The 26,574-nt window shown below is 68.0% G+C and carries 23 protein-coding genes, 2 pseudogenes and 1 CRISPR repeat array; of the genes and pseudogenes, 13 read left to right on the forward strand and 12 right to left on the reverse strand.

Annotated features, from left to right (window positions below; genetic code table 11):
• Positions 1-154: 154 nt before the first annotated feature.
• Positions 155-592 carry a hypothetical protein gene (locus ACLJT4_RS40655; protein WP_411130100.1) on the reverse strand — a complete coding sequence of 146 codons (438 nt, stop codon included), beginning with the start codon at positions 590-592 and terminating at the stop codon, positions 155-157.
• Between the two features lie 311 nt (positions 593-903).
• Between ACLJT4_RS40655 and ACLJT4_RS40660 the strand changes: the two genes are divergently transcribed.
• From ACLJT4_RS40660 to ACLJT4_RS40680, 5 genes are all read left to right on the forward strand, one after another.
• Positions 904-1,263, forward strand: a complete 360-nt coding sequence (locus ACLJT4_RS40660) for a hypothetical protein (RefSeq protein ID WP_411130101.1) — start codon at positions 904-906, stop codon at positions 1,261-1,263.
• A gap of 365 nt (positions 1,264-1,628) precedes the next feature.
• A complete protein-coding gene (locus ACLJT4_RS40665; RefSeq protein ID WP_411130102.1) occupies positions 1,629-3,167 on the forward strand; it encodes a transcriptional regulator in 1,539 nt (512 codons plus the stop codon).
• 668 nt (positions 3,168-3,835) lie between these two features.
• Entirely contained in the window at positions 3,836-4,483 is a 648-nt protein-coding gene (locus tag ACLJT4_RS40670; RefSeq protein WP_411130103.1) for a plasmid partition protein, read from the forward strand.
• Complete coding sequence (locus ACLJT4_RS40675) at positions 4,480-5,496, forward strand: hypothetical protein (protein WP_411130104.1); 1,017 nt, start codon at positions 4,480-4,482, stop codon at positions 5,494-5,496. Before ACLJT4_RS40670 ends, ACLJT4_RS40675 begins: the two co-directional genes overlap by 4 nt.
• Before the next feature lie 276 nt (positions 5,497-5,772).
• Complete coding sequence (locus tag ACLJT4_RS40680; RefSeq protein WP_411130105.1) at positions 5,773-5,946, forward strand: hypothetical protein; 174 nt, start codon at positions 5,773-5,775, stop codon at positions 5,944-5,946.
• Between the two features lie 51 nt (positions 5,947-5,997).
• Positions 5,998-6,880: a CRISPR direct-repeat array (repeat unit 29 nt; unit sequence CGGTTCATCTCCGAGCGCGCGGAGTCCAC).
• A gap of 17 nt (positions 6,881-6,897) precedes the next feature.
• On the opposite strand, the gene ACLJT4_RS40685 is transcribed toward ACLJT4_RS40680, so the two are convergent.
• Genes ACLJT4_RS40685 through ACLJT4_RS40705 form a run of 5 tightly spaced genes read right to left on the reverse strand, consistent with a single transcriptional unit; the run spans position 6,898 to position 12,024 of the window.
• Positions 6,898-7,647: a type I-E CRISPR-associated protein Cas6/Cse3/CasE gene (locus ACLJT4_RS40685; protein ID WP_411130107.1), complete on the reverse strand. Its 750-nt coding sequence runs from the start codon at positions 7,645-7,647 to the stop codon at positions 6,898-6,900.
• Positions 7,644-8,486 (reverse strand): type I-E CRISPR-associated protein Cas5/CasD, encoded by an 843-nt coding sequence (gene cas5e / locus ACLJT4_RS40690; RefSeq protein ID WP_411130108.1) that lies wholly within the window; start codon positions 8,484-8,486, stop codon positions 7,644-7,646. Before cas5e ends, ACLJT4_RS40685 begins: the two co-directional genes overlap by 4 nt.
• Complete coding sequence (locus tag ACLJT4_RS40695; RefSeq protein ID WP_411130110.1) at positions 8,483-9,817, reverse strand: type I-E CRISPR-associated protein Cas7/Cse4/CasC; 1,335 nt, start codon at positions 9,815-9,817, stop codon at positions 8,483-8,485. Before ACLJT4_RS40695 ends, cas5e begins: the two co-directional genes overlap by 4 nt.
• Before the next feature lie 21 nt (positions 9,818-9,838).
• Positions 9,839-10,423, reverse strand: coding sequence for a type I-E CRISPR-associated protein Cse2/CasB (casB, locus tag ACLJT4_RS40700; RefSeq protein WP_411130111.1), 585 nt, complete (start codon positions 10,421-10,423; stop codon positions 9,839-9,841).
• Entirely contained in the window at positions 10,420-12,024 is a 1,605-nt protein-coding gene (locus ACLJT4_RS40705) for a type I-E CRISPR-associated protein Cse1/CasA (RefSeq protein WP_411130113.1), read from the reverse strand. The genes casB and ACLJT4_RS40705 overlap by 4 nt, the downstream gene beginning before the upstream one ends.
• Before the next feature lie 69 nt (positions 12,025-12,093).
• Between ACLJT4_RS40705 and ACLJT4_RS40710 the strand changes: the two genes are divergently transcribed.
• From ACLJT4_RS40710 to ACLJT4_RS40725, 4 genes are all read left to right on the forward strand, one after another.
• Positions 12,094-14,001: a CRISPR-associated endonuclease Cas3'' gene (locus ACLJT4_RS40710; RefSeq protein ID WP_411130115.1), complete on the forward strand. Its 1,908-nt coding sequence runs from the start codon at positions 12,094-12,096 to the stop codon at positions 13,999-14,001.
• 87 nt (positions 14,002-14,088) lie between these two features.
• Entirely contained in the window at positions 14,089-15,042 is a 954-nt protein-coding gene (locus tag ACLJT4_RS40715; protein ID WP_411130117.1) for an IS481 family transposase, read from the forward strand.
• A complete protein-coding gene (locus tag ACLJT4_RS40720; protein WP_411130130.1) occupies positions 15,033-16,046 on the forward strand; it encodes a hypothetical protein in 1,014 nt (337 codons plus the stop codon). The genes ACLJT4_RS40715 and ACLJT4_RS40720 overlap by 10 nt, the downstream gene beginning before the upstream one ends.
• Positions 16,047-17,826: 1,780 nt before the next feature.
• A complete protein-coding gene (locus ACLJT4_RS40725) occupies positions 17,827-18,876 on the forward strand; it encodes a methyltransferase (protein ID WP_411130118.1) in 1,050 nt (349 codons plus the stop codon).
• A 103-nt stretch (positions 18,877-18,979) separates the two neighbouring features.
• Here the strand turns inward: ACLJT4_RS40725 and ACLJT4_RS40730 are convergent, their stop codons facing one another.
• Positions 18,980-19,510, reverse strand: a complete 531-nt coding sequence (locus ACLJT4_RS40730) for a GNAT family N-acetyltransferase (RefSeq protein WP_411130119.1) — start codon at positions 19,508-19,510, stop codon at positions 18,980-18,982.
• Positions 19,507-20,781, reverse strand: coding sequence for a hypothetical protein (locus ACLJT4_RS40735; protein ID WP_411130120.1), 1,275 nt, complete (start codon positions 20,779-20,781; stop codon positions 19,507-19,509). Before ACLJT4_RS40735 ends, ACLJT4_RS40730 begins: the two co-directional genes overlap by 4 nt.
• 195 nt (positions 20,782-20,976) lie before the next feature.
• Here ACLJT4_RS40735 and ACLJT4_RS40740 point away from each other — a divergent pair, with 195 nt between their 5' ends.
• The 4 genes from ACLJT4_RS40740 (at position 20,977) to ACLJT4_RS40755 (ending at position 23,699) form a co-directional block, all read left to right on the forward strand.
• Positions 20,977-21,369, forward strand: a complete 393-nt coding sequence (locus ACLJT4_RS40740) for a hypothetical protein (protein ID WP_411130122.1) — start codon at positions 20,977-20,979, stop codon at positions 21,367-21,369.
• On the forward strand, positions 21,366-21,806 hold the full coding sequence (locus ACLJT4_RS40745) for a DUF6415 family natural product biosynthesis protein (RefSeq protein ID WP_411130124.1): 441 nt from the start codon (positions 21,366-21,368) through the stop codon (positions 21,804-21,806). Before ACLJT4_RS40740 ends, ACLJT4_RS40745 begins: the two co-directional genes overlap by 4 nt.
• Before the next feature lie 293 nt (positions 21,807-22,099).
• Positions 22,100-23,002 (forward strand): endonuclease/exonuclease/phosphatase family protein, encoded by a 903-nt coding sequence (locus ACLJT4_RS40750; protein ID WP_411130126.1) that lies wholly within the window; start codon positions 22,100-22,102, stop codon positions 23,000-23,002.
• Positions 23,003-23,279: 277 nt separating this feature from the next.
• Complete coding sequence (locus tag ACLJT4_RS40755; protein WP_411130127.1) at positions 23,280-23,699, forward strand: DUF6082 family protein; 420 nt, start codon at positions 23,280-23,282, stop codon at positions 23,697-23,699.
• Between the two features lie 290 nt (positions 23,700-23,989).
• Here the strand turns inward: ACLJT4_RS40755 and ACLJT4_RS40760 are convergent, their stop codons facing one another.
• The 4 genes and pseudogenes from ACLJT4_RS40760 to ACLJT4_RS40775 form a co-directional block, all read right to left on the reverse strand.
• Positions 23,990-24,562, reverse strand: a complete 573-nt coding sequence (locus ACLJT4_RS40760) for a hypothetical protein (protein ID WP_411130131.1) — start codon at positions 24,560-24,562, stop codon at positions 23,990-23,992.
• Between the two features lie 12 nt (positions 24,563-24,574).
• Positions 24,575-24,960, reverse strand: a pseudogene (locus ACLJT4_RS40765) (protein-L-isoaspartate O-methyltransferase family protein); the annotation flags it as partial.
• Positions 24,961-25,430: 470 nt separating this feature from the next.
• The gene (locus tag ACLJT4_RS40770; protein ID WP_411130129.1) at positions 25,431-25,970 is read right to left on the reverse strand and encodes a GNAT family N-acetyltransferase; all 540 of its coding nucleotides are present in this window, start codon (positions 25,968-25,970) and stop codon (positions 25,431-25,433) included.
• Positions 25,967-26,446, reverse strand: a pseudogene (locus tag ACLJT4_RS40775) (hypothetical protein); the annotation flags it as partial. The pseudogene ACLJT4_RS40775 and the gene ACLJT4_RS40770, both read right to left, overlap by 4 nt.
• Positions 26,447-26,574: the final 128 nt, after the last annotated feature.

The raw sequence follows: 26,574 nt of genomic DNA on the forward strand, positions 1-26,574 counted from the left end.
GGCGCAAACACCTCCCCGGCAAACTCCTCCAACCGGCCCCGACACACAGCAAGTTCCCCAGCCCTCATACAACCAGCGAACTACCACACACCCACCGTGACAAGACCACGTAACAAAGCACTACTAGTCGGATCTCGAACGAGGCGGAACTCCGTCATTCATCCCGCTTCGGGAGACGGCCGGATCGGCGCAGTTCGTCGATGACGGCTTGCTTCAGTTTGCGGATGTCGGAGGCGCTGAGCGTGTCTGCCACGGCGATGGCGGCGTTGGTGACGGCCTGTGCCACGTCGGCTTCCAGTTCCTCCTCCGTGACGGGTGAGACCACGACGCCGTCCGTGAGGTGCTCAACGACGGTCGACTGCCTCCCGCGAAGCACTTCCCGGGTGGAGCCCGGTGCCCATCCGAGTGCCCTCTCGATCTTTCCGTAGGTGACGTCGCGGAGGGGCTTGCCGTCTTCGATCTTCATGTAGGTGTTGATGGCGATCCCGGCGCTGTTGGCAACGTCGATCTTGTTCAAGTCCAGCTCGATGCGGCGCCGCCGGGCGGCGTCGGCGAGCCTGTGGAGCGCGTTCTCGTCTGCAGGGGTGGGCATGGGCTACATCTTCCCAGGAACTTGCAGGGGCGGCCAGAAACTCCAACGAGCTCGATCGGACCGCGGGCGTACTCGCCGCGCTGGCGCACGAGTGACGCAAATATCTACGACGTAGTTCATGTTTCTGCGATTAGATTGCTAGTTTCTGCGAGTTGAGTGGCGTACATTCTCTTCATGCCCGGCCGCCTCCTACCTGAACGAGGCGGCGATGCGAGCGATGCCGGATCGCGTGCGAACACGTGGGCGAGGGAGTCAGCCGCAGCTACCTGACGCTCCTCGAAGCCCCGGCAGCCCCAGACGGAAGAGGTGCCATGACAAGTCCCGAAACCAACCGCACCGGTGCCGATCGCGAGGCCATCATCGATGCAGCCATGAAGGCCCTTGAGCAGGGCGAAGTGATGCTCGTCCCGGAAGAAGCGTCCCGCGTCATTGGCTGCGGCGAGAGGTGGCTCCGGGATGGGGCTAACCAACGCGGTTTCCCTCACCACCGCTTTGGGAAGTTCCTGCGGTTCAGCCTCCAGGACTGCCGCGAGATACGAGAGATGAACCGCGAGAGGGCCAGGCCGTCGGAACTGGCCAAGGCCCGCCGCCGCAAGGACACCAGAACTCGTAAGTCCACCGGCGGCGGCCCGACAATGCCGGGCAGTATCCGCCTCAACCCCGCCGCTTGAAGCGATCCCTAAGGGCATGCGGTGGCCGCCAGCCTCCCCCACTCGCTCCTCACAGAGGACGGGGCTCGTAGGTCGGCACGTTCCACAGCACCCGTCCTGACTTGAGAAGAATCGCGGACCAGGGCGGGTTCTCCCATGCCTAGCGACCTGCCTTACGCGCCCGGGGCCCCTCGGCTTCCCTACCCGGTGTGTGCGCCTACACCCAGCTGACCGCCCCTGTGGAGGCGCAACGAAGACGTAAAGCAAAGGGCCCGACCGGTCGCTATACCGGATCGGGCCCCTCACTCCACATGACCGACGCTACCGGGCTGGATCTTGGCGGACTCACCCGGAACGCGTGCTGCGGAGCCTGCAAAGGAACGTTCATGTCCCTCAAGGCGCTTATCACGGGAGCGCACGCCGACGAAGGCGACGTCAGTGCCAATCACAGTCAAGCAGGAGCAACCAGAGCCACTGAGCGCGCGCCCTTGGGACTCTGCCAACTACCCAGGGCCGCAGCCGACCTTGTCCTGCTCGGAGATCTGACCGGCCGCTATGCGGCGGGCAGCTACAGCAAACTCGGCCCCGACCGCCGAACCGTCGTGCGACGCCAGGACCGGCAGGGCGCGGCTGATCACGGTCACCGGATCACCGCGGCCATCGCCTGCCACGTTGCTCGACTCGGCGGCACCGTGGACCAGTTGACGCGGCTTCTGATGCACCCCGATCACGAGGGTGGCCGGCTCGCCCGGACCATCGCGCTGCGCTCCGGTCAGGCCCGGGCGTACGACTACGTCCATCGCGTCTGGACCAATGCCTGCACGGCGGTCAGCAGCACGGTGGCAGTGGAATCCCGACAGCACGCCCACGAAGACCTCGCCGCACTGCGCGGACGAATAGAGACCACTGCGTGGAGCGGTAGACGGCGCCACACGGCTCTGCGGATACTCCGAGCCCACCTGAACTTCGCCGAGAGGGCTGGAGGTCGTCAACACGCCGCCAGTGAACGTCAAACCGCGGAGGAAGCGGGGGTCTCTCGGCAGTCCCTGCGGTACGTGTACGAGGCGGTTCTCAAGCCGCTTGGCTGGCTTCGGCGACTGAGGGTCGGTCACGGCACGGAGGGCTCGGTCTGGTACCTCGGTGACGGCCCTGAACAGCCCGCCCTCTCACTGTCTCGCATCCGTACCACTCAGTGCCCCCCCGACCAAGCCCTTGGGGAGTGGTCCAGCAGTGAGACGCCACTGAGTGCCGACGTCGACTCGACTGTCATCAGCCGTCTCATGGCTCATGATGCATTCGCTCATCGCGGACTCGGCAGTTCCGCTCTGATGATCATCGGCGCACTGCACTCACGCCCTGACCAGACGGTCACCGAGCTCACCGTCACTGCCTCCGTCTCACGAGCGACCGCGTACCGGACCTTGCACCGTCTCGCGGCCAACGGGCTCGTACTGCGCACCGATCAGGTCTGGGCGTTGGCGCCTGGGGCACTGGAGGGCCTCGGGATCGACCAGCCCCCTGGGGACGCTGATACCGAGGTCCAGCCGGCCCAGGGCTGGAACGACATCTCCGATCGCTACGGCACCACGGGCACCGCCGCGCACCGCAAGGCGCTGCATGCCGATGAGCGCGCGGTGTATCGGACGGCGCTGAAGCAGCGTGCCGAACACCGCAACAAGGCAACGGTCGTCGTGCGCAACGGTCAGTACGTCCTGGTGCCCGCACCACGTGCCGACGAGATCCCGGTCGAGTGGCGAGGGCCCGGAGGGACCGTCCTCAACCCGACTACCGGGCGCATCGACCCCGAGTGGAGGGTCGCATCCGACGGCCGCCTCATCCTCATCACGCCTGCCGACCGGCGTTCCCACGACGAACTGGTCGCCGCACACGCTGCTGCCGTGTTGGAAGGGAGATGCGCGGCATGAGATCCCAGCAGTTCGTCTCAGTGCGGCGTGCAGAGGATAGGCACTGGAGCCCTGTACCTACTACGCCGCCGGCGCGACAGTGCGCGAGCTGCAGGATCACACGGGGCTGTCCCCAGGGCAGCATGGTGTGCCGACTGCGAGTGGTCGGCACTGCCATGCGTACCCCTGGCAAGACCCGAAAACTCCGCGCGGATGCCGAGAAGGTTGCAGTTCGACGTCGTCTCGTCACCTTGCCGCGGAGTCGCTACGAGAGCGGGCTGACGCTCGACTGCCTGGCAGCCGAACGCGGGTGCACCACACATACGACGCGTCCCTTGCTCGTCGAACCAGCGAGCCTTCATGTGCTCAACGCGCGAGGCCCGTCGACGCCAGCAATCGGCGGCTCGCCACAAGTCATGGTCGAACTCCGATACCGCCACGACGGGGGGAGCGGGCTTCCGTCCTCGCCGACGAGTACAGCTGCTCGGACAGCAGGATCTACCGGGCTGCTCCGAGCGACCGGGACGACGATGCGCCGATGACTGTGGCCCCTCTCCGCCCACCGGGCCCTTCTCCCGGGCCGTTCACGAACCGAGCACGGCTCCGCACCCGCAGGGTTCATCCATCCCACCTCAGACCCGCACCTGGTCAGTCATCCAGGCCGGTGCACATGCCGAAGGAGCATTGACGTGATCCTCGCTCACATCAGTCCGCGTACCGCCGCGAAGACCACCTCCGTCGGGTGGCATACCCACGCCCTCCATGAGCGTGGGTTCCCGGTCAGCGCGTTCGAGGCTGACTACAGCCGGCAGTTGGCGGAGTGGGACGCCCGGGCCGGCGGCTTCCCTTTCCCAGTGCAGCAGCAAGCAACGCCGATGTTCTACAAGAACGTGCCCCCGACCATGGCCCCTGGCCAGATCGGTGTCGTCGACTGCGGTCACGCCGAGGATCACCGCAGCATCGTCCAGAGCGTCCTGCGCATCGCCGACCTCGCCATCCTCAACACCGCACCGACGGCCGCGGACATCGACCGCGTCGAACGCCCCCTCGCGATGCGCGAGCTGATCGACGAGGTCGCCGTGCTCCGGCCTGACGGCAATCCGCCTCCTACCTGGGTACTGCTCACCCGAACGATCAGTCGCGCCAGGGCGACCAACCAGTGGCGTCATTACCTTCAGGAGGAGGGCTGGAACGTCTTCACCACCACCATCCCCCACCGGACGATGTACGCCCGGTCTGTTCTCAAGCCGGTCACCGCGCGTGGCTCTGCTTACGACGAGTTGGTCACCGAGATGATCGACCGCGGCCTCCTGCCGAAGGCGGGGGCCCAGGCATGAGCAACAGCGACGACACCGCCGCGCTGCGGGACCGACGCGCACAGCAACAGGCCCTCCCGGCTAGCAGTCATCCCACAGCACGTCACAGCCCCGGGCGCCCGGCTGACCTTGTCGTCACCTCCGACATGATCCCCGTCCCGGTAACAGTCTCCGCATCGGGAGAGCTCACTCACGATGAGCTCCACCAACTTGGGGAGTGTGAGCGCGCGGTTGAGAACCTGGCCACCGCCATGTGGCTTGCTGGCAAGGCGCTGCAATCCATCCGTGACCGCAGGCTTTACCGCAAGACCCACGGAACCTTCGAGGAGTACGTCAAGGAGCGCTGGGAGATCAGCGTGCGCGCTGCCTACCAGATGATCGAGGAATGGCCCCTGTCTGGGGGGCTCAATATGGCGTTGGGCAAACCTGTTACGGCGTCACACAGGCGCGCGATGTTGCCAATTGCGGACCGGTATGGACTCGACGTGGCGGTGCACATGTACCAGCAGCTGAGGGAACGTGCGGACCGGGAAGGCGTGCGGCTCACGGCCGCCCTGACCACCAAGATCACGAAGGCTGTCCTGAAGGCCGCGGGCAAAGACGCCGAGGAGGCACAGCTCATAGAAGCCGCCCGGCGGCTCATGAGCGCCGACGAGCTTCCGCTGACGCCGGGCCCAGACCCTAAGCGTCGCGTCGCACTTCCCACCGGCAACGCCCAGCAGCAACCCCGATCGCTCGCCCCGGCGCCAAATGTGCAAAATTTTGCAGACGATCGCGGGAGGGCAACGGAGCCAACGTCTGTCCCGATCGAGAGCCATGCCGAAAGCACCGCCACGGGCAGTTCCTCAAACAAGGACCAGGCCCAGGAGTTCTTCCTGGGCATCCTCGCTCGGGCTGGGGCTCTCGAAAGAGACCTGACTGACACTGAATGCGTCGGTCCCTACAGCTTCAACGCGACAAAAACACGCGAGATGGTCGCCACAGTGCTAACGCGCATCACCAAACATCTGCAGGCTCCCCACGCTCACGACTGAGTCTCCGAATTCGGACACGAGGACCCATCCGAGGCTGCGGCCCGACAGTCCCCCAATTCGGACCTGTCGGGCCCAGCCTCAGAGCCACAAGTGCCGAGCGGAGCCGGGACCCTGGAAGGGCGCTGCCAGTCGTCCCTTGCCGGACTCATCGAATGGCCGATTCTGAGGCAATGACCGGATGGCAGCAGCTGATGACCACCGCAGAGATCCGAACGCTCGTCAACGCAGCGCTCGCAGACCCTTCCGTTGACCTCGCGGTCCCCCAAGATTTCGCTCATGTTGCGCGAGGGCGTGCGGAGCACGGTCCTCACAGGGCTGACCCGTGGGGACTATCACCCGGGCGTCGGCGACGTGCCGGGGACCCTGACCTACCGCGCCGACGATCAGTGGCGCTTGGTCTCCCTCTCTTCGGAGTCCGAACTCCTCCTGTCCGCCCATCTGAACCGATGAGTCCAACTGCGGAGTCCACGCCTTGGTCTGCGGCCGGTAGCTGCCGGGTGCCGGTTCAGCTCCAAGATGGCGGAGTCCACGGGCCCTCGTCAGCGTTCATGTAGCCCACGGCCGGTTCATCTCCGAGCGCGCGGAGTCCACCCCGGGGAGTTCGAGTGCGACTCCCGCTTCTCCGGTCCATCTCCGAGCGCGCGGAGTCCACTCGGTGATCAGGCGAGCCGCGACGAGGGCGGACGGTTCATCTCCGAGCGCGCGGAGTCCACCAGCCCGAACCGGGTCACCCCGGCCCCGGTCGCGGTTCATCTCCGAGCGCGCGGAGTCCACGCCTCGCTCGGCGGCGGTGAGCCAGGCGCCTACGGTTCATCTCCGAGCGCGCGGAGTCCACACGGCGAGCGAGAAGTACGCCCTCCTCCAAGCCGGTTCATCTCCGAGCGCGCGGAGTCCACTGATCGGGCAGTGGCACAGTGCCGGGCATGACCGGTTCATCTCCGAGCGCGCGGAGTCCACTGCGTGGATGTTGGCCCGCAGCTCACCTGCGACGGTTCATCTCCGAGCGCGCGGAGTCCACGAGGCCAGCACCGGCCGGATGAACGGCTACAGCGGTTCATCTCCGAGCGCGCGGAGTCCACCGGCGGCCGGCGTACCGGCGCGCCTTGCGGGCCGGTTCATCTCCGAGCGCGCAGAGTCCACATCGGCAAAGGCGTGGACGAGGTCGGCGGCTGCGGTTCATCTCCGAGCGCGCGGAGTCCACCCGATGCTCGCGGCACCGATCACGGCCACCTGCGGTTCATCTCCGAGCGCGCGGAGTCCACCTCCCCGCTGGACGTGCGCACGGTGACCTCGGCGGTTCATCTCCGAGCGCGCGGAGTCCACCACCGCGATGGCGCCGGCACCTCCCCGGCCGCCGGTTCATCTCCGAGCGCGCGGAGTCCACCCTTTTTGACCTGGGGTTTAGTGGGCACTTTGCAGCTTCTTTGCGGTTTGGTGAGAGGTCAGCTGGGGTGCGGGTTGCGTGAGGAGGAGGCCGCAGCTGTAGGCGCGGGAGGGGCCGAGACCGTGGGTGAGGGTGCGGTGGTAGGTGTGGGGGTCGGTGATGGTGAGGTGGCCGGTGATTTCGGCGCGGTTGATGGTCATGCCGTGGTGGGAGGTGTGGCTGGTGACGGGAGCGAGCGTGCGTACGGTGAGTTGTTCGGGGTGGGTGTGGGCGCCGATTCGGGGCCAGCGGTCGTGGTTGGGGTGGCCGGGGGCTTGTAGGCGTGAGGTGAACCATTGGAGGGCTTTGTCGGGGGTGGCGTGTTCGGCTCGGGGCCGGGTGCGTGGTGTGCCGGGGGCGTAGCGGGCGGGGTTGATGACGGTGCGGAAGCGGTGGCGTTCTCCGGTGGTGAGTTGTTGGTGGATGGTGCGGACGTCTGGGGGTGCGGCGTAGGCGTCGCGGGGAAGGGCTTTCCAGTTGCCGGGGACGCGGGATTGGACGATGAGGGTGAGGGTGTTGGTTTTGAGGTTGGCGCTGTAGGTGTGCAGGACGCCCATCTGGGCCCGGGCGTCGCGGGTGCCGTTGGGGATCCAGTGGCGGAAGGCGGCCATGACGGTGCGGTGCATCTCGTGGGGGTCGAGTAGGGATCTGGCGATGAGGGGGTGGTCGAGGTCGAGGTCGAGGAGGGCGTGCTGGGTGGTGAACGGGACGGTCTCGGGTGGGGTCATGGTGTGCTCCAGGTGATGGTGCGTCGTTGTTCCCAGCGGTCGGCGTGGGTGCGGTGGCGTGAGGCGTAGGTGACGGGCTGGTCTGTGATGGGTTGGGCGTTGGGGGTGCCGGGGGGTGCTTCGATCCAGGCCGTGCAGCGGGTGGGGCGAGCGCGGGGAAGGGGCGGTTCGTGGGAGAGGACGTTTTCGACGTCACCGGGGCGGATGCCGTGGAAGAGGTCGTGGGTGGGTGGGCAGTTCTTGCGGCCGAGCCAGAGCAGTCGGCGGGGCTCGTTCAAGCGGTCGGCTAGGCGTTGCAGGAGGGCGTGGTTGTCGCTTTGGACGCCGGCGAGGAAGGCGGCGTCGGCGAGGTAGCTGCGGGTGCTGGTGAGGGGGGTGCGTTTGCGGTTGGCGGCCTGGAGGACGCCGGTGGTCGGGTTCGGGGCGATGCCTTTGGGGGCGCCGTACCAGGCGGTGAGGGCGGTTTCTGCCTCGTGGGTGAAGGTGGGGCCGGTGAGGTGGTCGGTGATGGGGGCGGCTCGGTGTGCTCGGTCGGGGTCGGTGATGAGGTCGCGGGGGGTGAGGGGGTAGTTGCCGCCGCCGGTGGTGTGGAAGTCCTCGACGAGGGTTCCGGGTCGGTCGGCGCGGACTCCGAACCGCAGTTGGGCGAGGGTGGTGAGGGGGAGGAAGTCGTCCTCGGCGGTGCGGTGTTCGTCGCGGTCGTGGCCGTCGGCGGCGGCGAGGAGTCCGATGACGCCGCTTTTGGTGGGGCGGGGGAGGGTGTCGCGGTTGTGGAAGTGGGAGCGGGTGCCCCACGCCTGGAGAAGGCCCTCCAGGCGTAGGAGGAGGGTGGCGGTCACGCCATCGCTCCGCGGGGCTTGGTTGGGGTGAGGAAGTCGTCGAGGGTGTCGGCTTCGTGGCAGGCGAGTGTGCCGGCGGTGCGAAGTTCGTTGAGGAGTTCGGTGGTGTCGAGGTCGTAGGTCAGGACGCGACCGGGTTCGATGCCGCACTTTTTGATGATCAGGTGGTGTTGGGCCAGGAGCCGACGGGCGGCCTGGATGCTGGCCGAGGGCGTGGTGCTGTTCTCCTCGATGGCCTTTTCGAAGCAGCCGGCGTAGTTGTGGGGGCGGTTGCTGGTGAAGGCCAAGACGAGCTTGGGCAGTGTGCCGCCGGCGGCGGTGGTGTTGGCCTTGGCGGCGGGGACGGCGTTGCAGAAGGCGTCGACGAAGGCGGCTTCGGCGTCCGCGGCTGCGGCTTCGACCTGCTCGTCAGGCCAGCCGGTCGAGGACTTCAGGGTGCGGCGCAGTTTGACGCGGTCCAGGACGCTGTGGCCGTAGAAGGTTCCGGAGAACAGGCTTTGGTACCCGGTCATGCCGGCGCCCGGTTCGTCGAAGACGTCCAGGGCGTGGGCGCGGCGGTCGAGCTTGGCGTCGTCGCCGGCGCTGTAGAAGTCGTCGACGACGCAGGCCGGGCCTACGGAGAACGACCCCATGGTCTGCACGGCCCCATCGACATTGGGGGACTCCGCGATCTCGGCCAGGAAGCGGCCGTACAGGGCGATGTCGATCGCGTCGCGCGGGCTGAACGCGGCCAATAGTTCGGACTTCACTTCCTGCGGCAGCGGGGGGATCTTCACCTCTTCCGCTGCTTCGCTCTCGGGCTGTTCGTCGGGAGCGTCGGACTTGTTCTTCCGCTTCTTCGACTGCTCCTTCTTGCGGTTCTCCTTCTCACGCTCGGCCTGGACCTGCGCCAGCCACGGCTCGACTTGATGGCGTCGGGTGGCGATGACGTTCGCGATGTCGATGGCGGCGCGCTCGGGGGCGAAGATGAGGACCTTGGTCAGGTCGGCGTTGCTGTCTTTGGTCCCGAAGTTCAGGCCAAGCCCGCAAAGGGTTTCCTTCGCGGTCGTGGCGGCGGTGGTCGCGTCCCAGCCTTGGGCGGTCAACTCGCGGGCGGTCAGGCGGGCCCATTCCCGGGTGCGGATGCCGAACGCGCGGCCGGCGAGGGGACCTTCGCCACGGTTGGCGCGTTCCCGCATCAGCGTGCGATCCGCGCGGCGCTCGGTCTGCGCTGGGACGAGCGTTCTGATCGCGTTTCCGAAAAGCATTTCCTTGGGGCGCCCGTTGGCGTCCCGGACGAGCAGGACCGCGGCGTAGGTGGTCAGGGAATGCAGGCACAAGAACCGGTTCATGGTGGCTCCTTCAGGTGTGGATCAGGCGTGGGTGCGCTTGGGCTGGACGTGGTAGCGGGGGGCCCAGAAGCTGCGGGCCCACTGGTGCCGAACAGCGGCCTCGGAGTCGTTCCAGGCCGCCAGGTCGTGTGCCAGCTGGTTCCAGGAGGGGGGAAAGCGATCGTCATTGCGGAGCCGCTTGATGGCGTGTTCGAGGCGCACGCGTGGCAGCGGGCCCGGGGCCACGATCTGTTTGAAGAGCCGGTCGCATCCCGGATCCCGCGGGCCCCGCAGGGCTCCGGACCCGATCCGACGCATCGCCGTCCCCAGATCCCCCGAGCCGTACAGACGCACGTTGTCGGCCCAGGGCAGACCGGCGTGGTAGGCGGCGAACAGGTACGCGGTGGCCTCGAACGGCGTCCTGCTTGTGACGCTGTCGTCGGGGGCGAAGCGGCCGGCTCGGGCGAGGGCCTCGCTGGCATGGTGCGGGCGTTGCAGGTCGACGATTGCGCCGCGATTCCCCGTTCTGGCTAGCCCAGCGAGCCAGTTGGTCAAAGACCGGTACGGATCGGGCGGTGAGTCGACTGCAGACAGCGTCGGAGCGACGGTGCTGGTGTCGGCGGTCATGGGCGAGCGGCCTCCTTCAGCAAGGGAAAAGTGTCGGTGGCGTTCAGAGTGGCTTCGAAGCGGGCCTCCGCCCGGGCCTCGGCCTCCAACGCCGTAGCGCTGCGTGGCAGGCCCCGCAGACGCTCACGCAACGCGGCCCGTGATGCGTGGACCGCCTGCTCGGCGAAGCACGCCAGCGCCGTCTCGGCGGCGACGCCGGCGGCGACGTCGTCGAGCAGCTCGTGGAAGGGTCCTTCAAACCGGGCGAACAGCAGCGAGCCAGGGTGGAAGCGCTTCAGCAGTACCTTGCGTTCGTCCGGGCGGGCCTGCGGATATACGACATCGCGCGCGACGATCGCGGCCTTCTCTACGCAGGAAGCGAGGAAGTCGGTCCACGCGGCCGCCTCCTTGGACACCCGCAGCAGCGCGGGCTGACTCTTGGGGTCGAAGGGGAAGGTGTCACTGACCCAGGTGGTGGCCGACCGTTGCTTGGCCACCAGCCCCACCGACCACAGTGTGATCGGCCGCCTGAGGCTGGCCAGTCGGGAGAACAGGTCGTTGCCCTTGGTGTGCGTCCGGCACGCGGCATAGAGGGCATGAGCATCCCGCCACAGCCCGTGCTCAGCACTGGCCTGCAACGGTCGGCCGCTATCCATCACCGCGTCCTGCAACGCATCAGCCCCCAGCGGCTCCAGCAGTTCCCCCGCGCCCATCAGCACTCGGTCGACCACCAACTCCCCCGCAGCAGAGCGGTCTGCCCGCAGCAGCACCGACCGTCCCAACACACTGTGTAGGTCGCCCGGCCGCACTACCGAGCGCCGCATGTGCGCAGTGGCGCCGTCGAACGTGCGGCGCTGCACGGGTCCCCGCGTCCAGGAGAAGTTGAAGCCGCTGAAGTCCTGCCCGGGCGGTGGCCGATGCGGGGTCAGGTTCAGCCGCAGCGTGTCGGCCAACGTCCGACCCAACGCCAGCGTGCGCACCCGCCCAGCAAGTCGTCCCACCGAGCCGAAGGTGAAGGCGCGGCCCAACCAGCTCGTCTTCGCTCGGACCCGACCACCCAACCCGTAGTGGTGCTGGGTCAGCATCGCCAGCACCGCCTCCCGCATCGGTAGCGGTCCGTCGAACAGATGCTGGTGATCAGCGAACTGGTTGTAGTCAGCGCAGCGCTCTATCCCCAGCTGGGCCGGCCCATAGCCGTGGGGATCAAGGTGATCTGCCAGCAGGGCGTTCTGCCCGAAAGGGTGCTCGGGGTGTAGCGGGTCGAGCAGCCCGTCGAACTCCGCGGAGGCCAGCCGCTCCGCGACGTCCGTCAGGGGCCGGCAGGATTCGTTCCACTCCCGCCACTCCGTGTGCGTGCGGGGATAGACGCCGGTCGCGTAGCACAGGCCGAGCAGCAGCTCGATCTGGGCCACACGCGTACCAGGGGAGGCATGCACGACCGTCGCGAGCTGCTCGCTGCGAGCGAAGGTCTCGACCAGCCCCAGCCACTCCACTGAGCCCTGTCTTGCCTGGTCAGAGCCGATTGTCAGTGCCTGGATGCACACTTCATGACGCAAATCGTGCTGTTTAGTGGGACATGTAACTGGTGACTGGTTAGTGCATTTCATCTCTTCTTGCTTCATGGGTGCAGTCGTCCCGTGAAGCGGCTGAAAGGAAACGGTGCGGTGCGATATTCACCCTGGTGGGCCTGGGTGCCAGCGAAGAGCGACCGGCACGGCCTGAGCCGTCAGCGCGGGGGACCGTTGTGGAACACCTTGCTCGCCCACGCCCTGGACGTCGCAGCCGTCTGCGGGGAACTCTTCGACCACTACCTCGCCCAACGCCCCCGCCAAGACCTCGCCGACGCCTACGGCGGGGGCTGCCTCGCCACCGCTCGCAAGATCCTGATGCTGCTCACGGCCCTACACGACCTCGGCAAGGCGACGCCTGGGTGGATGCGACGATTCCTCACCGCCCCCGATACGGACCCCGAACTACAGCAGGCCCTGGCGCAATGGGCCACGCATGCCCGGCGGGCCGGGTTCCTGACGGCCGACAACTGGCGCAGCGCCCCGAGCGCACCGCATCAGCACGTCACGGCCCACTACCTGCCTGCCCTCCTTGGCTGCCCCGGCTGCACACCTGACGAACTCGGCACGTGTCACACCGGCCTCCACCACGTCGCGACCCTGCTGGGCGGCCACCACGGCCATATCCCCAGCGACTACGAGATCAGCCACGCCGACGTCGCCCTCACCCCCGACTGGTGCGCACTCCACGAAGACCTCCTTCAGGAGCTCGCTCACCAACTCCGCGTCGACCTCGCAGCCTTCCCCACCGTCATCAACCCCCAGCGGCCCATCGCCCTCATCCACTTGGCCGGCCTGACCGTCCTTTGTGACTGGGTCGCCTCCGACGAATCCCGCTTCTCCTACCGCGCAGGGGGAACCCCCACCCAGTGGTGGGCCAACGCCCGCCGGGACGCCACCGACGCCATCCGCGACCTCGGCCTACAGCGCTGGCTCCCGACCGACGACACCTGGGCCAAAGTCCACCCAGACACCCCGAATCCCAACGCCCTCCAACAGGCCGTCATCGACGTCACCCCGCTGCCCGGCCCCACCCTGGCCCTCATCGAATCAACGACCGGATCAGGAAAAACGGAACTCGCCCTCTGGCTCGCCCACCACCTAGCCATCCAAAACGGCCACCACGGCTTCTACCTCGCTCAAGCAACCCGCATGGCCACCGAGCAACTCGCCACCCGCTGCGCCACCTTCCTGGGCAACTCCGCATCCGGCAGGCTCGACGCCAACCTGGCCATCGTCACCGGAACCGCATCAACCTCCGCCACCGCACAGGAACTCCAAGCGAACAAGGCATCCCTGACCGACCTTGCCCGCACCATCAACCTCACCGACAACGACTGCTCCCCCGTCGTCCTCGACACCTGGTTCCTACACACCGGCCGCGGCCTCCTCAGCCCCTTCGGCATCGGCACCGTCGACCAAGTCGTCCTCGCCGCACAGAAGTTCCGCCACTGGTTCCTCCGCCTCTTCGGCCTGGCCCAAAAAGTCGTCATCATCGACGAAGCCCACGCCTACGAGATGTACCAACAACGCCTCCTGGGCACAGCGATCGCCTGGTTCGCCGAAGCAGGCACCTCCGTCATCATCCTCTCCGCCACCCTCCCCACCACCATCCGCACAGACCTCATCGACGCCTGGTGCACCGGACACCGCACCACCCCACCCGCCCTCGCCGACACCGGACCCATCACCCTCGTCGACCACAACGGACACCTCACCCACACCAATCCAGCCACCACCCCCACCCCCCTGCGCACCACACTCCACCTGCGCAGCCACCCCGGCCCCCAAGCGCTGGCACAAGAGATCCTCTTCAACGACCACGCCGTCAACGGAGCCGTCCTCAACGACCGGGAAAGCGCCACCAGCCTCTACCACGCACTCGCCAATCACCCCAACCCACCAGCCGGCTGGTCCGCAAAAGACCTCATCCTTATCCACAGCCTCTTCACCGAACGCGACCGCGGCAAAATCCAACAACGCATCCTCAAAGCCCTAGGTGTTCTGTCCGGGGAGGTTGTGGACGGGTGAGGCAGGTCTCGGCTGCTGGATCTTGAATGGGTGAGGGCCTTCCGGTTCGGTGTGGATTGCGACGTCTACACCAACAGAAAGGCCCTCGTGTCCCACCGTAATGCACCCCTGACCGAGACCGGACGGCTGCGTCTGGCCCGCTGCGTCGTTGAGGACGGCTGGGCCCTGCGGCGGGCCGCCGAACGCTTCCAGGTCTCTCCCACCACCGCCCAGCGATGGGCCGACCGCTACCGGCTGCTGGGTGAGGCAGGAATGGCCGACCGGTCCTCCCGGCCTCACCACAGCCCGCGCCACACCCCGACACGTACGGAACGGCGCATCATCAAGGTCCGCCTCCTGCGCCGGTGGGGCCCGGCCCGGATCGCCCACCTGCTCGGCCTGGTCCCCTCAACCGTGCACCGCGTGCTGACCCGGTTCGGCCTGGCCCGCCTCACCCACCTGGACCGGGCCAGCGGCCGGCCGATACGCCGCTATGAACGTGACAAGCCAGGCGAGTTGGTACACGTGGACATCAAGAAGCTCGGCAACATCCCCGACGGCGGCGGCCACAGGACACTCGGCCGGCAGGCAGGCCGCAAGACCCGTTCCGGCGCCGGCTACAGCTACATCCACACCGCCGTCGACGACCACTCCCGCCTGGCCTACAGCGAGATCCACGCCGACGAGAAGAAGGAGACCGCCACCGGCTTCTGGCAACGGGCCCAGGAGTACTTCACCTCCTGCGGGATCACCGTCGAACGCGTCCTGACCGACAACGGAGCCTGCTACAAGTCCCACACCTGGCGCGATGCCCTCTCAGCCGCCGGGATCACCCACAAACGCACCCGCCCTTACCGCCCACAGACCAACGGCAAAGTCGAACGCCTCAACCGCACCCTGATGGAAGAGTGGGCCTACGCACGTCCCTACCGCTCAGAGCAGGAACGACGCGACGCCTTCCCACACTGGCTGCACACCTACAATCACCACCGCGGACACACCGCACTCAAGGGCAAACCACCCGCCAGCCGCGTCCCCAACCTCACAGGGCAATACACCTAGGTCCCCACCCCGACCCACACAAACGACGCACCCACCCCAACCCCAACCGGCCCCGCCTTCCGCAACGCCTGATCGTCGTCGGCACACAAGTACTGGAACAGAGCCTCGACATCGACTTCGACATGCTCTACTCCGACCTCGCCCCTATCGACCTCCTCATCCAACGCCGCGGACGCCTCTGGCGACACCTCATCAATCGCCTCCAGCTAGCCGACGCAGCCCCCGACCTCCACGTCCTATGGCGGCCCGGACTCGACGGACTCCCGCGCGTCCTCGACGCCCGCCAACGCCCCACCAGCGTCTACGCCCCATACGTCCAAGCGGCCACCTGGCACGTCCTGCACAGCCGCGCCGACCACAACGGCCTCCTGACGATCTCCACCCACCCCAGCCGCAGCGACTTCACCATCGCCCCCCTCATCCACGAGGTCTACAGCCAAAGCCCTCCGACCGGCCCCGACCCCATCCACGCCCTCCTCGCCACCACCTACGACCGCTGGCAAGCCGACCTCGCCGCTCAAGAAGCGGAAGCCCTCAAACGAGCCGTTGCCCCCTACCCATTCGGGCTGCCTACCGAGATCGAAGATTTTGCTTCAGGCGCCTCACACGGCGACGGCGAAGACGGCGACGACAGCCACCACCTTGTCGCGCGTTCCCGCCTCGGCGAGCCCTCCATCAACGTCATCGCCCTCTACCAACAGCCCAACGGACACCACACCTGGGACCCCGAGGGTCACCATGTCGCCGACCTCACCCGCTACCACCCCTACCGCCAACCGGACGAGCACCGCGCCCAACAACGCGATGTCATGCTCAACACCATTCCCCTGCCGCACAGCTGGTTCCGCGGCAAAAACCCACTCCCGCCCCACACCGCCTGGACCGCACCCCAAGTCCCAGCCCTCGCGCGCCGACCAGTCCTCCTCCTCTCCCCCGACGGCCGCAGCCTGACCAACGGAGTCCACCTCAAATACAGCCCCACCACCGGCCTGTCACGTACGTGACCACCCTCTTGTCGTCATACGCTCGTGGCCTCCACCCACTCCTGGAGATGCACCCAGGTGAAATGCTCTAAGGTTCACTGCTCCGCCTGCCCGGAGACGATCTACGACAGCAGCACGCTTTGCCCTAGCCACTTCGCATACCCCCTGTCCGGTGCATCGGCCCGCGCCTCCGCTGGCAACCTCCCCCGCGCATCGTCCGAGTCAAGAGACGGCAAAGCAGAGGCGTAGCCGCAGTTCAGAGAGTGTGTCCTCCGCGCGCTCGGAGATGAACCGCCAGACGCCCACGGCCCTTGTGCTGCGCGACTGTGTCCTCCGCGCGCTCGGAGATGAACCGAACACCCGGGTCACCGACGCCGCCGTGGGCGCGTGACCTCCGCGCGCTCGGAGATGAACCGGAGGCCCGGCAGCGGGTCAACGAGCACGCGGCGTGTCCTCCGCGCGCTCGGAGATGAACCGCTCAGCGGGGAGGGGGGCACCGTCGGTGCGCTGTGTCCTCCGCGCGCTCGGAGATGAACCGGAAGGTGCCGATCTTCCGGAGGCTGGTGATGGGTGTCCTCCGCGCGCTCGGAGATGGACCGTTCCGCGCTCTTCCGCGAGGCGCGTGTCCTCTGTGCGCTCAGAGATGAACCGCTTCATGCGCACCCGCATCGGCCGGTCACACCGTGTCCTCCGTGCCCTCGGAGATGAACCACCTGCCAGTCCCGGGCTGGTGGGGCCATCTCGGTGCCCTCCGTGCGCTTGGAGATCAATGGGCATGCAGCACGCCGTTCGCCGCGCGGCTCTCGCCGCGATCGAAGGCGGCGAAGTACGGCTGCTCATCGGCCATCCGTCTGCGGACGCCACGCAGTAGACCCCGGGACGTGCCGGTCGACTACCAGGAGCGCACCGTTTCGGGCGCGTGAGGTGCCTCGACTGCCAAGGGGTGCTGGTGTGGAGGCGAGGAGACAGATCGGGGCGGCGATCACCTCGGCCTCTGGGCCTGAGTCCGCAGCTCGGTGAACGTCTGTCCCTCCACGGCGGTCCGTCCGGGGGGGAGATGGACCGCCGGGCTCGCCGGGAGGTCGATCGCCCGCCGCCGCCGGCGACTGTGCCTTCTGGCGACCCCGCAAAGCGGCGCCGTACTCCCGGCCGGGCACGGGACGGCGACTCGATGTCCAGTGGCGTGGTCCGCGCCACTCGGGGCCCGTCAACCCCACCGCGGCGAACGGGTGCTGGCTGTACCGGAGCCCCCCCCCCCGCCCGACCTATGCCCGCCGGCGTGGAGCCCGGCGAGGTCCTGCGACTCATCGGCGAGATCGGCCACGACGCTGCGACGGCGCGCACGGTGCGCGGGCCGTCGCCCGGGGCCCTTGCGATAGCCGGCCAACACCCCGTAAACCAGCGGCCCAGACGCCCAGCCCGGTCGCACGATGCCGAAGGCGACCCCACCAGATGGCACACGGCGAGCCGGCCGGGTGGTACCGCGGGCCCCAGCCGACGTAGGCCGGTCCCGGCCCGCGACCACATGCCGGCGTGCGCCCACGCGCCCTTCCCGCCCACCGCCGACTGCCCTACCGTCACCAGCACGACATTTCCGATCCGCAGAGGAGGACGTCGTGCTCGCTCCCCGCATGGCTATGATCCAGACCAACGGTGGTAGGCACGGCGGTCCACCAGAAGACCAGCCGTGGCCGGTGCCGGACGAGGAGCCGAGCCCCGACGGCAGCCGCCCACAGGAAGTTACTCCGTGACCACACACGCTTCACCAGTCCACCCGGAACAGGCCACACTCGCCGCGGAAATGGCAGAGAGCGGCCTGCTCTCCCCACGGTGGCGCGAGGTCTGGGAGCAGACACCGCGCCACCGCTTCATCCCGGACCCGGCCTGGCGGCAACTGCGGCGCGGCTGCGAGCTGGTGACCGGCCGCGAGCGGATGGACTTGATCTACAGCGACGAGCCTGTGGTCACGCAGTTGGACCACGGGGAGCCGGGCGGGCCTGGGATCGCGACATCGTCGAACAGTCAGCCGTCGATGGTTGCTCGGCAGCTCAGTGCCCTCGATGTCCGCCCCGGTGACCGCGTCCTGGAGATCGGCACGGCCACGGGCTACGTGGCCGCCCTGCTGTGCCGCCGGGTGGGCGAGGAGAACGTCTGCAGCGTGGAGATCGACGGCGTGCTCAGCGCCCGGGCGGAGGCCAACCTCGACGCCGAGGGGCTGCACCCCACCATCCGGGTCACCGACGGCGAGCTGGGCCTCGCCGACCGGGCCCCGTACGACCGGATCCTGTCCACCTGCGCGCTGCGCGAGGTACCACCGTGCTTGGCCGGTCAGCTCGCGCCGGGCGGTGTCCTGGTGGCCCCGATGACCGACGTCTTCTACGGCGGCGCAACGGTCCGCCTGGTCCGCGAGGACGACGGGGACCTCGTCGGCCGGTTCTTCCACGGCGCTTCCTACATGCCGATGCGCTCCCACCGGCTGGAGAAGCTCGGGCCGCCGGACACCACCACGGCGCGGCGCCGCGAGACCGGCCTCGATCCCGAGCGGCTCTACCCGCTGGGCTTCGCCCTGTACGGCAGCGCCCGTCTGCCGGGCGTACGGATGACGCACGGCTTCCACCAAGGCATCAGGACCGTGTGGCTTCAGGCCGACGACGGCTCGGCGGCCGTGGCCGGCGGCGGGACGGTGACGGTGTACGGCCCGCGGGACCTGTGGGCGGAGGTCGATGAGGTCGAGTCGGAGTACGCGGCCCTTGGCTGTCCGGACACCGAGTCCTTCGGTCTAACGGTCACGGAGCACGGTCAGCACCTGTGGCTGCACGCACCGACGGGAACGATCCGGGCGAGCGCCTGAACGGGGCCGCTGAGGAGCTGGGTTCGCGGCTTCACGATCGGTATCCGTTGGCCGGCCCCAGCGGCCCGCCCTATGCCGGGGCGAGCCGCTGGGGAACTGTGGGTCAGGCGCCAGCCTTCAGATCGAGCACCATCACGGCGTAAACCGGCGAGTCGGGGAAGGGCTGCCGGACGCCGACCTTCTTGTAACCCCATGACTCGTACAGGGCCTGCAACCGCGGCCGCTTCGTGTCCACGGTGAGCTGGGCCAGGGCTTCGTCCCGCTCCCCGAGCAGTGCCTCGTGCAACTGCTGCCCCAAGCCGCGGCCGCGCGACGCCACCCGCAGCATCAGCTCCGAAACGGAGAAGGTGCTGGTCTCGGAGGGCGGATCCATGCACTCGCGCCACCACTCGTTGCCGGCCTCGGCGGGCGCCCCATAGGTGAAGCCGATCGCCTGCTCGTTGGCGTCGTAGACGACGACGCAGGAGAAGCCCTCCTTGCTGCCCCAATGGTTCACGAACCACGGGAAGCGCTGGACAAACGGCTCCGCTGCCCGTGCCTCGTAGGCATCGGCGTGGACGTCCAGGAGCGTCTGCTTGATGTCCGCGAGATCGGCGTGCTTGTACTGCTTCAGGAGGACATTTGCCGTGGTCACACAGTGCTCCATTCAGATCGATATCGGTCGGCCCAGTCCTTCGCCGCGCTGGCGTTGGGAGCGATGCTGACCAGGTGACGGTGGAAGTCACCCAGCACCACCCGCAGCCGCCCGGGAAGAGGATGCCCAGCCATCAGCGCGAACACATCCGCCGTGGTGGCGCATCCCTGCTCAATCTCCCCTTGGTGGACTTGGGCGAGAGCGAGCCGGGCGGTAGCCATGGCCCTGTTTCGTCGATACTCGGCCGGCAATATGGCCAGAGCCCGGTGGGAAGACCTCTCCGCTTCCGCGGGAGCCGCGAGCTGATCGTGCATGATCGCGCCGAGGGCCTCCAACTCCGCCGGGCCGTAGAACACGATCCACCCTGGGCGGGGCTGTTGCTGCGCCTTGCTCAGGGCTTCGTGAGCGTGGCCGAGTGAACGGCGAGCAGCCTGACGGTCCCCACAGGTGGCGTGCGCCACGGCGGCCCGGGCGTGGCCGAGAGAGCTGAAAAGCGGATCGCGCCGCGTGATGGTCGTAGCCTGCGCCGCCTGCGCCGCGGCGACGGCCTCGCCGTACTCGCGTCGGTGGTGAGCGAGCATCGCGGTGCTGTTCCACACTCGCATCACCGCGGTGGAGTCCTGAGCCATGCCGGCGAGCCTTAGCGCCTCGTTCAGATGCTCCTGGGCACGGTCGAGTTGACGGGCATCGAGAGAGGACCAGGCGGCCATCGACGTGTATTCGGCAGCGACGCTGAAAAGCCTCTGGCGGATGCGCTGGGTCGCTGAGCCCTTCTGCAGATCGAGGGTCGTGCGAGCTCCGGCAAGGGCGGCTCGCTCCAGTGCGGCATGCCCACCACGGGTCTGGTCGAGACTGGTCAGCTTGGCCAGGCCCGCGCGGGCTCTCAGTACATCTGAGGTGCCTACGGTCGGTCGTGCGGCCCCAAGTGGGGCGGCGATGGCGGCGGCTGCAGCCGCACCACAGAATCCGCGACGGTTCACGTCGTCCTCCGGTGTTACTGGCGGGGAGGTGGCGGCCGGGGGTTGACCCCGGGGTACGAACCCTAGAGCGGTTGGCTCCAGGCGGGTTACGGCCTTCAGGGCTTCACGGGTCACGCTGTTGGGCCAGGTAACGCGTCCTGACTTCCAATCGCGGACTGTGCGTCCGTCGTATCTCCCGGGCTTTCCGGTGAGGTCTTCGATCGCCGAATTCAGGTCCCTGGCAAGGGTGTTTGAGCTGTGGCCGTGATCCGCCATCCACGCCGTCAGGGTGGCGTTTCGCGTGGCATTCATATACGCACCGTAGGGCTTCGCCGCCCAGAGTGAGGTAATGAAATAGTCAAAGCCTCCTAGGTTACGCGAGCATCGCGTCTGGGCCCTCCCCTAACTCCCGCGCGGAAATACCCAGTTAGGTGTCGGGTACGGCCCTGGTCGCACCTACCCCCGAGAGGGGCGATCCGGGCGCCACGACTCGACTGCGAGGCGACGATGACCACTCAGGAGACGCCCCACGCAACACAGGCTGTGCTCTACGTCTGCGCGGCTCGCGCCGGAACCGAGACGGTCTCGGTGGCCCGAGCGCGGGAAGAGGGCCGCGCCTTCGCGGAGCAGCACGGCATGCGGATCGTTCGCGAGATCAATGACGCCTTCGGCGAGCCGGACCTCCGGCGGCGTCGCGGATGGGTCGAGGTTCGCGAGATGGCGCAGAGGGATGAGATCGGCGTGGTGATCGTGCGGTGGCCCAACGCCTTGAGCCCGGTCGTTGAACTGCGAGGGTCGGAGGTTGACCTCCTTGGAGCCCGCGGCGTCCAGATCCGGTACTCCTGGGAGCCGCTGGCCGCGCTGGACAGCGCGACCGCTAAGGCCGGGGCCGTCCAGTGAATGGGGTTCATGCCAGCGAGCAGGCGGTCCTGTGCGCCCAGCCGCTGCGCGACCAATGGGCCCCGCGCGAAGAGCAGTTGCTCGCCCGGCTGCTCACGGCGGTAAAGGACTGGAGGCCACTGTCCATGGGCCCTCTGCTGGACGACGTTGCGCAGGCTGTCGATCACGTTCCGCCTCCTCCGGCCCTCCAGTCGGCACTGATTCAGCGTCTGCACGCCCATCTCCGGCAGCTCGAAAACATCGCGCTCGCTAACCGCGCCTGTCACGAAAAGTACGTGGCGGGCCTGGTCGTCTGGAGCCGTGCCCTTCGGGCGAACCCCGCAGGCTCCGGGCTCGGCTACCTTCGCCAGACCGGATGGGCCTGCGGCGAGCTGGCAGACGCCCTCGTTGCTCTGGGCTGTGTGAAGGAGCCCGACGACGAACGCGAGCCGGGCTGAGAGGCGCCCAGGCACCGCCGGCCCCGTCGTGCCATCTGTGACCCACTTCGCCGGACCGCCGTCCGATCCTGAGAGCCCCCACCCCGTGCGGGCCCTCTCGGGCGCGGCCCGCGAAGGGCCGGCGTCGCGCCGACAGCCGATCTGAACACCGAGTCCCCACTTCAGCTACCCCGGCGCCGAGCGACGCCTGTTGGGCGCCGGGGACTGACCACCTGGGCCGCGTCCGACAGGCGTCGCCATGCCCTCCTCACGATTCACGACTAGTTCACCGTCCACGAAGGAGCCACCTGCGCATGAACGCGATCACTTTGCTCTGCTGGAATCAGGAAAACAACGGAAACGGCGACCCGAAGCGTCGGCACGCCGGCGACACGCTGCTCAAGTCGCTGAACCCCGACCTCGTGTACCGCCAGGAGCTCTGGGACGCCGGCGCCGACGGGAGCACGATCTTCAACGACCAGGCCCACACCCTCGGGCTGCAGGGCGTTCTCGGCGAGGACTCCTGCACGGGGCTCTTCTACAACCCGGCGACGTTCTCCGTCGTCCGGGACTGGAGGGAGAGCCGGCGGCCCCACTTCGTCATGCCACCCACCGCCCTCACGCTCCGCTACGAGGACGCCGGACCCAAAGCCGTGCCCTTCATCGCGGTCTCATACCACCTCAACTACGGCAGTGCCGTGCAGCGCTTGCTGGAGGCCGAGTGGCTGACTACCTGGGCTGACAAGAGCTGGACCACGGCCGACGGGTGCTGCTGTACCGTCCCCGCGATCTTCGGGGGCGACGGCAACTTCTATCCCACGGGTGTGCCGGGTGACCTGCCGCTGCCGGACCTCGCCAAGGTCAAGAACAGGCCGCACCGCACCCACCGCTCGTGCGCTGGGCCCTCCGGCACGCGCCTGCCCGACACCGCCCCCTACATCGCATTGCGCACCGCCGGTCTCGAAGACGCCGCGGCGTACTGGGCGACGGCCCCGCACGGCGACCCGACCGCGCTCTCCTGCACCGTAAACGCCTGCGACACCCACGGCCCCGACAGCCGGGTCGACCTCACCTTTCTCACCCCCGAACTGCTGCCCGCGATCATTGGGTTCGAGGTGATCAAGGTGGCTGAGGACATTTCCGACCATCACGTCCTGCGCCTGACCCTGGACCGCAAGGTGTTCGGCGACATTCTCAACCACCCCGTGAGCGACTGACATGCGCCACGCCTCGGACCAGGCCGCCCCGGACCAGCCACGCACTGTGCCTGCCTGGGCGCACCAATGGCTGGCCCGGGTCGGACCTACTCGTCGCCGGATCGTGTTCGGCGAACGTGGAGCCAAAAGGCATCCCGCCGCGAGCCCGCCTCTGTCCCGCTGATACGCCGGACGCCCGAGCGCCAACATGCTCCACGGCTCACTCACCCCGCGGCCGGCCAGCGACCGAGACGCACCGGCCGAATGCCCAACCGCACAACTTCCGCTGGAGTCGGACATGCAGATATCCCTGGCCATTGCCGTTGTTGTCGTTGTCGGAATCGCACGGCTCGTCCAAGCCGAAAGTCATCACCGCCAACGGGTAACGCTACACACGACCAAACTGCTCCAAACATGGACGTTCGAGGCGACCTCAACCCAAGAGTGGCGGTCGCTGTGGACGCCCCCCGACGAAGTCACTGCCGCGCACGCACACATCCACCACGTCGAGCTCCGGATTCGCCTCCTGTCCACGGCGTACCAGGTAGGCCAGCTCAACGACCAGGCCATCCGGTTCGAAGCGCAACGGCTTTTGGAGTGCGCCGCGGCTCGCGCGTACTGGGCCGAGCACCACAGCCGTCTCGCGGGTGAGGCAGATACCCGGCGACAGCGCGCATTCTTGGCCTTGCTCGACGCGGCCTGGAAGGCGACTGCCTGAACGGTGAGCAAGCACCACCGCCATAACCATCCTGGCTACGAATGCCGTCCGCGTGCCCCGACCCCTATTCGAGAACCTCTCGTGCGCGCAACTGCCGTTGCCGAGAAGGGACTCTGACGCCCACTCTCGCAACCCCCAGTCCGAGCTATAACGGGCGCCGTAGTCGGAGCTCTCTCGTCGAGACAGCCCAAGTCGAGCCGTCCACCGTGCCGACCCATATCCCCCATGGGGCGGCCATCCGTCGTGCCTCCTGCCGAGGGCCCGCGCCCACTGCTGGGCGCGGGCCGGCCTCACGCGGCCAGGACGTCCCCGGTCACTTCGCGGTGGCCCCAGCGCGGCCCTGTCTCGGGGTCGTGCGCCCACAGGTACTGGGTCTCGGGCGTACGCGTCATGCCGAAGTCGTAGACCTCGGGAGCACCGGCCCGCTCCCACTCTTCCCACCCCGAGGTCAGCTCTTCGTCCAGGCGCCGCGGACCTCCCCGCTGCGCAACCGCTTGGCCTTGGGCGTCCTCTTCAACCAGGGCCCAGGAGGACCGTCCGTCGTGCACCCACGCGATCCGGCCGTCATCCGTCGCCGCGGTGCGCACCTGAATGTCGGGGCGGATCACCCGCAGGCCGAAGAGAGCGTTGGCGTTCTCGTGGAGGGGCCCGAGGCCGAGGCCGAACTGCGACTCCAGGACAGTCGGTTGCGCATCGCGCACCTCCTCCCACGTGAGGCCCTGGGCGCTGCGGGAGGCCATGAAGGTCGCCAGTCCCTGGACCCACCCGCGCGCCATGTGGCCGTCGGGTGACACCTTCAGGGCTACGTGCCCGAGTCGGCCCCAGGGCGTGACGATGCGGCCGCCGGGGCGGGTCTGCTCCACCCAGGCCCATGGGACCGTCTCGACGGCGTAGATGGAGATGACGCGGTCGTACGGGCCGCCGGCGCGCCAAGGTCGCCGTCGCCGACCCGGATCTCGACCCCGCCGCCGGTTGCCTCTATGTTGGCGGTGGCGGTTTCGGCCGGTTGCGGGTCGTACTCGACGCTGACGACGCGGCCGGGTCCGGCCTGGGCTGCGAGGAGCCTCGCGTTGCGGCCCGTCGCTGTGCCGAGTTCCAGCGTGGTGTGGTCGGGCTGGAGCATTAGCGAGTCGAGCATGTCGGCGACGACGGATTCGCAGGAGAGGCTGGAGGTGGGCAGCCCGTCGGTGACCTGGGTGATAGTCGACTCATACGGCCCGGCGTACAGCAGCCGCCCCCCAGCTCTGCGGATCGACTGCACGGTGACCGGCCTCGTACTCGTGCCCGGTCCACCTCCACAGTCGCGGTGGCGCGAACTGGTCGCGGGGGTAGGTCTCCGCGACGTGGCGGACCCACGGGGCGTCCGTCGGTCACAGCCGCTGCTCCTCCATGGCTCGGTCCAGCGCCGTCTGGAGGTCGGAGAGACGACCCATCAGTCGTCGTCCTTCCGGCGCTTCCCCGTCGGCGGTGGTGTCGGCACTTGACCGTCGGAGTTTCCGGGTGGCAGCTTTCCCTCCGACAGCGGCTTGTCCGGCTTCTCGTGCTTGGCCACAAGCGCTCCTCTCGATGGCATGCGTGCTCGGTCGCCATGGTGGTGCACTACGGGCCTGGGCCGCCAGATCGCCTTGGCGTGTGGCGGCATAGCACCAGCGCAGTGGCCTGCATCAGCCCCAGCCAACCGTTCGACGCCCGCAAGGGTGTGCGGCCTGCTGGACCGGAGCATGCCTTCTATCAGCGAGTGAGCCGGATCATCACCGTAAGTCGGGGTGAGGCGGGTGAAGGCTGACTGTGTCCGATGTCTGCGTACCCCCATGACTGGTAGAGCGCATGGACTTTTCCCTGCCCGGCGGCCTCGTTCACCATGAGCGTTACGTAGGGCTCGTCGCGGTTCGCGAGCAGTGAGTCGTGCAGGCGCCGCGCAGTTCCGGTCCCCCGCCATCCGGGCCGAACGCCGACCTCTTTCAGGGCCACCGCCGGCTCAGCGGTGTACTGCCGAGCTGGCGGTGGGCTGGTGCGCTGCCAGTATCGGTCGCCGTCCGTGATCGTGTTGCCGTAGGCGTAGCCCACCGGGTGGTCGCCCACGTAGGCGAGGACGGCCGTGAAGCCTGCCTCCGCGCCGTGCCGGTCCAGGCGCTCGCCGAAGGCGGTGACCGCGTAGTTCGGTAGGTGAAGCAGCGGGGCGCGCACTTCGGCGTACACGTCGAGCAGGTCCCCGCGAGCGGGGTCGAGTTCGGTGAACGTTCGCAGGTCGACGGTGGGTGCCGTGGTCATGCCGTGGCCCTCCAGGTGGCGGTGTGCTCGGTCCAGGAGCGTGTGCAAGGACTCTTCGGCGCGGTCGCGCGCAGGGCGGCGCCGAACTCCTGAAGCATGCGCGAAACCCGGGGGTGTTGGGTAGCGGCATCGGCGGGAACGGCTATCGCGGTGTGCGTGGCGGTGTCGGCGTCACCCTGTGCGAGTTGGGCGTGGGCGAGGCGGCAGCTGGCGATTGCCAGGGATCGGCGCATGTGCGGTCGGAGCGCAGCGAGGCAACGGTGCGCGTGGTACTCGGCAGTGGACCAGTCGCCGATGGCGAGGTAGGCCGTCAAGGCGAGTGAGTGCAGTTCGGCGTCGTCGTAGAAGGCCAGCAGCCACACCGGGCGGAAGTCGTCTTGCTCAGCGCGTCCTATCGCTTCCTGGGCCTGGTCAAAGGTCCGTTCCAGTCCCCGCCGTTCTTGAGCGACGCCTTGGATCGCCATCTGCCGAGCCATGTGACGGCGGAAATGCGAAGCTCCCCGTAGGCGGTTCGATCGCCTCCCCGCAGGCGGACACGGGATCTCCCCGTTGATGGACGCGTGATCCTTCCGGTGTCTTTATGTACCGGCCTGTTCCTTTGGTC

Origin of the sequence: Streptomyces sp. x-19, from assembly GCF_046549115.1 — a bacterium.
Lineage (GTDB): Bacteria > Actinomycetota > Actinomycetes > Streptomycetales > Streptomycetaceae > Streptomyces > Streptomyces albulus_C.

What these genes read in the sequence shown, in the direction of transcription:
- ACLJT4_RS40655 (WP_411130100.1), bottom strand. Translation starts at nt 592, where the DNA reads ATGCCCACCCCTGCAGACGAGAACGCGCTCCACAGGCTCGCCGACGCC.
- ACLJT4_RS40660 (WP_411130101.1), top strand. Translation starts at nt 904, where the DNA reads ATGACAAGTCCCGAAACCAACCGCACCGGTGCCGATCGCGAGGCCATC.
- ACLJT4_RS40665 (WP_411130102.1), top strand. Translation starts at nt 1,629, where the DNA reads ATGTCCCTCAAGGCGCTTATCACGGGAGCGCACGCCGACGAAGGCGAC.
- ACLJT4_RS40675 (WP_411130104.1), top strand. Translation starts at nt 4,480, where the DNA reads ATGAGCAACAGCGACGACACCGCCGCGCTGCGGGACCGACGCGCACAG.
- ACLJT4_RS40680 (WP_411130105.1), top strand. Translation starts at nt 5,773, where the DNA reads ATGTTGCGCGAGGGCGTGCGGAGCACGGTCCTCACAGGGCTGACCCGT.
- ACLJT4_RS40685 (WP_411130107.1), bottom strand. Translation starts at nt 7,647, where the DNA reads ATGACCCCACCCGAGACCGTCCCGTTCACCACCCAGCACGCCCTCCTC.
- ACLJT4_RS40695 (WP_411130110.1), bottom strand. Translation starts at nt 9,817, where the DNA reads ATGAACCGGTTCTTGTGCCTGCATTCCCTGACCACCTACGCCGCGGTC.
- casB (WP_411130111.1), bottom strand. Translation starts at nt 10,423, where the DNA reads ATGACCGCCGACACCAGCACCGTCGCTCCGACGCTGTCTGCAGTCGAC.
- ACLJT4_RS40705 (WP_411130113.1), bottom strand. Translation starts at nt 12,024, where the DNA reads ATGAAGCAAGAAGAGATGAAATGCACTAACCAGTCACCAGTTACATGT.
- ACLJT4_RS40725 (WP_411130118.1), top strand. Translation starts at nt 17,827, where the DNA reads ATGGCAGAGAGCGGCCTGCTCTCCCCACGGTGGCGCGAGGTCTGGGAG.
- ACLJT4_RS40735 (WP_411130120.1), bottom strand. Translation starts at nt 20,781, where the DNA reads ATGAATGCCACGCGAAACGCCACCCTGACGGCGTGGATGGCGGATCAC.
- ACLJT4_RS40740 (WP_411130122.1), top strand. Translation starts at nt 20,977, where the DNA reads ATGACCACTCAGGAGACGCCCCACGCAACACAGGCTGTGCTCTACGTC.
- ACLJT4_RS40750 (WP_411130126.1), top strand. Translation starts at nt 22,100, where the DNA reads ATGAACGCGATCACTTTGCTCTGCTGGAATCAGGAAAACAACGGAAAC.
- ACLJT4_RS40755 (WP_411130127.1), top strand. Translation starts at nt 23,280, where the DNA reads ATGCAGATATCCCTGGCCATTGCCGTTGTTGTCGTTGTCGGAATCGCA.
- ACLJT4_RS40770 (WP_411130129.1), bottom strand. Translation starts at nt 25,970, where the DNA reads ATGACCACGGCACCCACCGTCGACCTGCGAACGTTCACCGAACTCGAC.